The sequence below is a fragment of the Micromonospora phytophila genome (genome assembly GCF_023656545.1).
GTDB lineage: Bacteria > Actinomycetota > Actinomycetes > Mycobacteriales > Micromonosporaceae > Micromonospora > Micromonospora phytophila.
Genome location: NZ_JAMOKF010000030.1, coordinates 23939 through 30585, shown reverse-complemented (window position 1 = coordinate 30585; position 6647 = coordinate 23939). Strand labels below are relative to the sequence as shown.

The window sequence follows — 6647 nt, the reverse complement described above, 5'->3', positions numbered from 1 at the left end:
CAGGCCGGGCCGGCCACGCCCGCGCCGGCCGCCGAGCCCGCCCCGACGCCCCTCGGCCGTCCCTTCTGGATACGCGAGGGGATCGGCGCGCTGGAGTGGACCCCGCAGGAGCTGGCCGACCGGCGGCTGAGCCTGGTGGTGATGCGCCCGGACGGGCGCGCCGATGTGACCCTGGAGCTGCGCGCCGAGCTGCGGGCCGGCTGGCCCGTTCCGGTGACCGCGGGCCTGCTGGCCGGCGGAGTGCTGGCGGTGGCGCTGGCCCTGCTGCTCCTGCTGCGCCCGGTACGGCCCCGCGAGGTGGTCTTCGTCGTCGAGCCGGACCAGGTGCCGGTGCTGGCCGGACGCCTCGGGGTGACCTCGCTCAGCGGGCTGGGCGCCCAGCCGACCCGGGACAGCGACCGGTCCCTGGTCGGCGTCCGGCAGTTGGCGTCGGTGGGCGCCGCCGAGCGGGCTCGCCCGGCGATCGGTCCGGTGCCAGCGCGCCGGCCGGCGACCCTCGCCGATCTCGTCGCGCCGTCCGGGGACGGGCCGGTGCCGCCGCCCGAGGTGAACCTGACGCTGGCGTGGCCGCCGACCACGCCGGAACGGACGGCCGATCCGGTGCCGACCGAGGGGCGGCTGCGCCCGGCCGCGCCGGACACCCCCCGCTGACCGTGGACGGCGAGCGGCCCTCCGCGCTGCCGACGCGGAGGGCCGCCTTCACCGGGGGATCGGTGCTACCCGAGAGACGCGTGGGGTAGTTGAGACCAGGTTAGCGGTGAAGGGGGCTATTCGGGAAGTCTGTCCATTTGATGCGACTTGCCGGGCGACGACCGCACCGGCAGCGTCACCAGCAGCAGCAGGCTGAGCAGCACGTACGTGTTGCGCGCCAGGAACTCGCCCGGTGAGTCGGTACGCGCCGGGGCGACCCCCCAGTCGTAGAAGGTCACCACCCCGTACACGATGAGAGCGGACGTGCCCACGGCCAGCGTCGCCAACCGGCGCCGGCGCCGGGCCCCCTCCGGGGTGGCCGGGTCGGCGCTCCAGGCCGCGTCCGCCAGCACCACCACCGCCGGGATGAACCAGTAGATGTGGTGGGTCCAGGTGATCGGGCTGACCAGCGCGCCGACCAGGCCGGTGAGGGTCAGGCCGGTGAGCGGGTCCCCGGCGCGCAGGGCCCGCACCGCCCGCCACAGCCCGTACCCCACGACGACCACCACCAGCAGCAGCCAGATCAGCCGCCCCGGCTTGTCCGGCGCGGTGATCCGGCTCAGCAGCCCGAACAGCGACTGGTTGCCGGTGTAGTCGGTGCGGCCGACCCGGTCGGTGGCCCAGAGCTCGTGGGTCCAGAACCGCCACGAGTCACGGGGTGCGACCGCGGCGGCCAGCAGGGTCGCGGCGGCGGCCGTCGCGCTCGCCACCGCCGCCGCCCGCCAGCGGCGGGCGGCCAGCAGGTAGACGATGAAGATGCCCGGGAAGAGCTTGAGCGCCGCCGCCAGCCCGACGCCGATACCGGCCCACCGACTTCCCCTTGGTACGGCGAAGAGCAGGTCGGCCAGGATCAGCACGACCAGCAGCATGTTGATCTGCCCGAAGGTGACCGTCTCGCGGGTGCTCTCCACCGCGAGGACCAGCAGCACCGCCACGGCGAGAGCGAAGACCCGGGGCAGCTGGTGCCGGGCGATCACCGGGGCGAGCAGCCACCGCGTGGTGACCACCACGCCGAGCCCGGTCAGGATCGTGAAGATCACCACGGTGGCGCCCAGCGGCAGCAGCGCGAACGGCCGCAGCAGCAGGGCACTGAACGGCGGGTAGGTGAAGTAGAGCTCGCCCTGCACCCGGTCGGGCTGGACGTAGTCGTAGAGCGGGTTGCCCGCCGCCCACCAGTCCATCGCCCGCATGTAGATCTTCAGGTCGAAGAAGTCGTGCACCAGACCCGGCAGGTAGAGCGCCGGCAGCACGGCGGCCAGCGCCAGCACGGCGACGACCCGACGGACCCTACGGCCGCCGGGGACCTCGTCGGTGACGGCGGGCGGTGCGACGGGTTCGGCTGGCACTCCGAAACCCTAGCGGTCGGCCCGGGCCACGGTGCGCGGCGCGGCCGATGGGCTGCGCGTAGGCTGTGCCGGTGGCTGACCTCCTCGTCTGGATCGACTGTGAGATGACCGGGTTGGACCTCGGCAGGGACAAGCTGATCGAGGTCGCCGCGCTCGTCACCGATCCCGATCTCAACGTGCTCGGTGCCGGCGTCGACGTGGTGATCCACGCCGACGAGGCGGCGCTGGAGGCGATGCCGGAGATCGTCCGGACGATGCACGGCAAGTCGGGGCTGACCGAGGAGGTCCGTCGCTCGACGGTGACCCTGGCCGAGGCCGAGGAGATGGTCCTCGACTACGTCGCCAGCTTCGTCAAGGACCCGCGCACCGCCCCGCTCTGCGGCAACTCCATCGCCACCGACCGGGGCTTCATCACCCGGGACATGCCCCGCCTCGACGCGCACCTGCACTACCGGATGATCGACGTCTCCTCGATCAAGGAACTCTGCCGGCGCTGGTACCCGCGGGTGTACTTCGGCCAGCCCCAGAAGGGGCTCGCGCACCGGGCGCTGGCCGACATCCGGGAGAGCATCCGGGAGCTGGAGTACTACCGGCGGACCGTCTTCGTGCCGCTGCCCGGCCCCGACGTGGAGGCTGCCCGGGCGATCGCCGCCGAACTCTGAGCCGGCCGGTGCGAACCCGCTGGACGCGGCGGGCGGGGGTGGGGCTATTATTGGTCCGCACCCAGCCCGGGGCGGTCGACCGGGCGGGGAAGGCATGGTGGCTGTAGCTCAGTTGGCAGAGCACCGGGTTGTGGTCCCGGTTGTCGTGGGTTCAATTCCCATCAGTCACCCGGTAGCCGAAGGCCCCCTCCTCGCGGAGGGGGCCTTCGTCGTTGCCGGGCTCAGGCGGTGGGGGTGGCCTCCGGGGTGACGTCCGGGTCCGGGGTCGCCCCGGCGCCGTCGGCGGCCGGCGGCTCGTACGGCAGGGCGCTGCCCTTGACGTACTCGTCCCAGCTCATGTTCCAGTCGGTCCAGCCGTTGCCGTTCTGCAGCCTGCGCTCGGTGCCCTTGACGGTGATCGGGTCGCCCATGCGGGTGTTGGCGAAGAGCCAGGCGCCGTTGGCCATCGAGACGTTCACGCAGCCGTGCGAGACGTTGACCCGCCCCTGCTGCCCCTCCGACCAGGGGGCGGCGTGGATGAACTCGCCGCCCCAGGTCAGCCGCTGGGCATAGTCGATCTTCGTGCGGTAGCCCTCGACGGGGCCGAGCTCCTCCAGGGTGTCGAAGACCGTCTTGCGCAGCTTCTCGATCACCACCATCGTGCCGCTGGAGGACGGGGTCGCCTTCTTGCCGAGGCTGACCGGGATGGTCTTGATCACGGTGCCGTCCTTCGTGACGGTCATCCGCTTGGTCTTGTTGTCCACGGTCATGACCAGCGCCGGGCCGATCTTGACGTCCACCGAGAGGTCGGCCCGGCCGTACCAGCCGTCGCCCAGGGGCAGGCCGCCGGCCTGGACGCGGTACGACACGACGCTGTTGGCCTGCCAGAACTCCTTGGGGCGGTAGCGCACCTCGGTGGGGCTGACCCAGTGCCAGATGCCCTCCTGGGCCGGGGTGGAGGTGACCGTCATCCGGCGTTGGACGTCGTCCCGGTGGTCCTCGGGGATGTTCCGGCTGAACTTGACGATCAGCGGCATGCCGACGCCGACCACCTGGCCGTCGCCGAGGAAGCTGCTCACCCGGATCTGCTGGGCGGGCTTCGCCATGGTGGTGAAGGTGCTCGTCGCTGCGGCGGGCTTGCCGTCGTCACCGGTCGCGGTCACCGTGGCGGTGTAGGTCGCGCCGTACTCCAGCGCCCCGGCGGGCAGCCAGCTCGTGCCGTCGGCGGAGAGCTCACCCTCGACGGCCTTGCCGGCCGAGTCCTTGAGCTCGACGGTGGTCTCCTGCGCGTCCTTCGTGGTGAAGGTGATGCCGGTCGAGGCGGGCACGTCCTTGGCGTCGGCCGCGGGTTCGACGATGGTGGCCGCGGCCTTCGGCGCGTCGGCCCGGTCCGCACCGCCCTGCCAGCCCGACGACTTGCCCCCGTCGCCGTCGGTGCAGGCGGAGGCCAGCGCGAGCGTCACGGCGAGCATCCCCGCCACGAACCCGCGGCGTCGCCCGCCCCGGCGGTCGCCTCCGTGCCGGATCAGCTGGTTCTGGACAGCTCGCATGATTCCCTCACAGTCGTGGTCCCCGGTTGCCCATCGTCCCTCACTGACGCACCGGGACAGGTACCCGTTCCGGAAGGTGAACCGAAACACGCCGGACGAGCTGCCCGAATGTTGCTACAATCCCGACCTTTGCGAGGAGTGCTCGCCTTTGTCGGTGCGCTGGCGCGGTACGCCGCGACCGGCCCGGGATGATGCGGGCCGGTCGCGGCACCGCTCGGTGGGACGACGGTCAGAACGCCGGCCCGGCACCACCCTCTGGCACCGGCAGGGCGCTGCCCTCGACGAACTCCGACCAACTCAGGCTCCAGGCCGTCCAGCCGTTGCCGGCGGCCAGCCGGCGCTCGGTGCCCGTGATGGTGATCGGGTCGCCGATCTTCGTCTTCTCGAACAGCCACCTCGCGTTCGCCGTCGAGACGTTGACGCAGCCGTGCGAGACGTTCTGCCGGCCCTGGACGTGCTCCGACCACGGAGCGGCGTGGATGTACTCGCCGCCCCAGGTCAGCCGCTGGGCGAAGTCGATTTCGGTGACATAGCGGTTGGCCGGGTCGGGATCGTCGCGGGTGTCGAAGACCGTGGACTCCTTCTTCTCCATCACCACCATCGTGCCGCTGGAGGAGGGCGTCTTCTTCTTGCCCAGGCTGACCGGCAAGGTGCGGACCACCACGCCGTCCTCGTACACCGTCATCTTCTTGGTGCCGTTGTCCACCTTCATCTCGAAGGCCCGGCCGATCTTCCCGGTCGCCACCCGGTCGACGTTGCCGTAGCGGCCATTGCTCAGCGGGATGCCGGCCAGCGCGATGCGGACCTCGATCGTCGTGCCCGGCTTCCAGTACTCCGGCGCCCGGTAGTAGGCCTGGGTGCCGTTGTCGACCCAGTGCCAGGCACCCGGCTGCGGCGGGTCGGTCCGCACGAACATGCGCTTCTGCACGGCGGCCCGGTCCTTCTTCGGGATGCCCGGGCTGAACTCGGTGACCACCGGCATCGCCACGCCATAGGTCTTGTCGTCGAAGAGGTAGAGGCCCGAGCTGATCATCGACCTGGGCTTCGCCATCGTGGTGAAGGTGCTGGTGCCCTGGCTGGTCGCGCCGTCGGTCCCGGTCGCCGTGACGGTGGCCTTGTAGCGGGTGCCGTACTTCAACGGGGTGGAGGGCACCCAGGAGGAGCCGTCCGCACGCACCCGGCCCTCGACCCGATCGCCGTCGGCAGCGGTCAGGGTGACGGCGGACACCTTGGCGCCGTCGGGAAGCTTGGCGCTGATCTCCGAGCTGACCGGCTTGCCCTTCGCCCCGTCGGCCGGGCTCACCGTCAGCGGCGGGCCGCTCGGTGCCACCGGGGCTGCGGTTTCGGCGGACGCGCTCGTGCTCGGCGCGGCGGCGCCGACGAACTCCGCCTTCTTCTGCTCGTCGCCGCAGCCCGTCAGAGCCAACGACGCCATCAGACCGAGAGCGCCCACCATCGCCCCGGCCCGCGCGAACCTGCCCATCCCCACCTCTGTTCTCGCGTGCTTGGCGGACATCGTGCCGCATCACCGCCGTTCCGCAGGCCCCCGCGAGCGCGTACCAGGGGCTTTCGTCCCCTTTACCCGTTAAGCTCGACCGAAGGGGGGAGCCGGGGGCCGGATTGGAACCCGGCTCAGAGCCCGTGCTAATGTTCTCTCCGTTGCCGACGAGCGCCGCTAGCTCAACTGGCAGAGCAGCGGACTCTTAATCCGCGGGTTCGGGGTTCGAGTCCCTGGCGGCGCACCAGCAATCATCTGGGCATTCACCCCTCGTGGGTGGGTGCCCAGATGTCGTTTCCGGGCGAGTGACAGCAACGGTGTCACTCGTCAGCGCCATCACCCGCCTCAGGCTCAGTGAGCGCCGCGTCCATGTGTCCTGCGGCCTCTTGCTGCATGGCCGGCATGACGTGCCCGTAGATGTCATGGTCACTGCGATCTGGGAGTGGCCGAGGATGTCCATGACGACTCGTGGCGACACGCCTGCCCCCAGGAGCAGCGTCGCGCAGGTGTGCCGCAGGTCATGAAAGCGGATGGACCGCACACCGGCCCGGACGATCAACCGGCTGAAGGCGGTGTTCAGGTTGCGTGGTTCGACGTGGCGGCCGGTGGCGGTGGTAAACACCAAGCCCGTCTCCTGCCAATGCCCATCGGCGAGGCTGCGCTCATGCTTCTGGCGGCTGCGGTGACGCTTGAGCGCCTGGATCACGACGGCCGGCATCGTCAGCACGCGGCGGGAGCGGCATGACTTGGGTGGGCCGAACACCACACCATCGCCGCGAACCCGCTGCAACGTCTGCCACACCCGCAACTGTCCGGCGTTCAGGTCGACGTCCGACCATCGCAGCCCGAGAAGTTCCCCACGCCGCAGGCCAAGTGCCAGCGGGCACGACCTCGCGCCGGCAATGGTGGTTTGCCCGGCCAC

At 71.1% G+C, this 6647-nt stretch carries 6 protein-coding genes and 2 tRNA genes; 4 read left to right on the top strand and 4 right to left on the bottom strand.

Annotated elements, in window-relative coordinates; genetic code table 11:
- Positions 1–141 precede the first annotated feature (141 nt).
- A complete protein-coding gene (locus NCC78_RS07235; protein ID WP_250792634.1) occupies positions 142–651 on the top strand; it encodes a hypothetical protein in 510 nt (169 codons plus the stop codon).
- A 116-nt stretch (positions 652–767) separates the two neighbouring features.
- Here NCC78_RS07235 and NCC78_RS07230 read toward each other — a convergent pair whose 3' ends face one another.
- On the bottom strand, positions 768–2036 hold the full coding sequence (locus tag NCC78_RS07230) for a glycosyltransferase 87 family protein (RefSeq protein WP_250792626.1): 1269 nt from the start codon (positions 2034–2036) through the stop codon (positions 768–770).
- A 65-nt stretch (positions 2037–2101) separates the two neighbouring features.
- Between NCC78_RS07230 and orn the strand changes: the two genes are divergently transcribed.
- Both orn and NCC78_RS07220 read left to right on the top strand, forming a co-directional pair.
- Positions 2102–2698: an oligoribonuclease gene (orn, locus tag NCC78_RS07225; protein ID WP_250792624.1), complete on the top strand. Its 597-nt coding sequence runs from the start codon at positions 2102–2104 to the stop codon at positions 2696–2698.
- 97 nt (positions 2699–2795) lie between these two features.
- A tRNA-His gene (locus NCC78_RS07220) sits at positions 2796–2868 on the top strand.
- A gap of 51 nt (positions 2869–2919) precedes the next feature.
- Here the strand turns inward: NCC78_RS07220 and NCC78_RS07215 are convergent.
- Together NCC78_RS07215 and NCC78_RS07210 are read right to left on the bottom strand one after the other, a co-directional pair.
- A complete protein-coding gene (locus tag NCC78_RS07215; RefSeq protein ID WP_250792622.1) occupies positions 2920–4227 on the bottom strand; it encodes a L,D-transpeptidase in 1308 nt (435 codons plus the stop codon).
- A 229-nt stretch (positions 4228–4456) separates the two neighbouring features.
- Complete coding sequence (locus NCC78_RS07210; RefSeq protein ID WP_250792619.1) at positions 4457–5710, bottom strand: L,D-transpeptidase; 1254 nt, start codon at positions 5708–5710, stop codon at positions 4457–4459.
- A 186-nt stretch (positions 5711–5896) separates the two neighbouring features.
- Here NCC78_RS07210 and NCC78_RS07205 point away from each other — a divergent pair.
- A tRNA-Lys gene (locus NCC78_RS07205) sits at positions 5897–5972 on the top strand.
- Here the strand turns inward: NCC78_RS07205 and NCC78_RS32445 are convergent.
- Positions 5931–6647: a site-specific integrase gene (locus tag NCC78_RS32445; RefSeq protein ID WP_372495081.1), complete on the bottom strand. Its 717-nt coding sequence runs from the start codon at positions 6645–6647 to the stop codon at positions 5931–5933. The two genes, NCC78_RS07205 and NCC78_RS32445, sit on opposite strands and share 42 nt — an antisense overlap.

Bases quoted from the DNA above. Each gene is read 5' to 3' on its own strand.
- NCC78_RS07235 (WP_250792634.1), top strand. From the start codon at position 142: ATGCGCCCGGACGGGCGCGCCGATGTGACCCTGGAGCTGCGCGCCGAG.
- NCC78_RS07215 (WP_250792622.1), bottom strand. From the start codon at position 4,227: ATGCGAGCTGTCCAGAACCAGCTGATCCGGCACGGAGGCGACCGCCGG.
- NCC78_RS07210 (WP_250792619.1), bottom strand. From the start codon at position 5,710: ATGGGCAGGTTCGCGCGGGCCGGGGCGATGGTGGGCGCTCTCGGTCTG.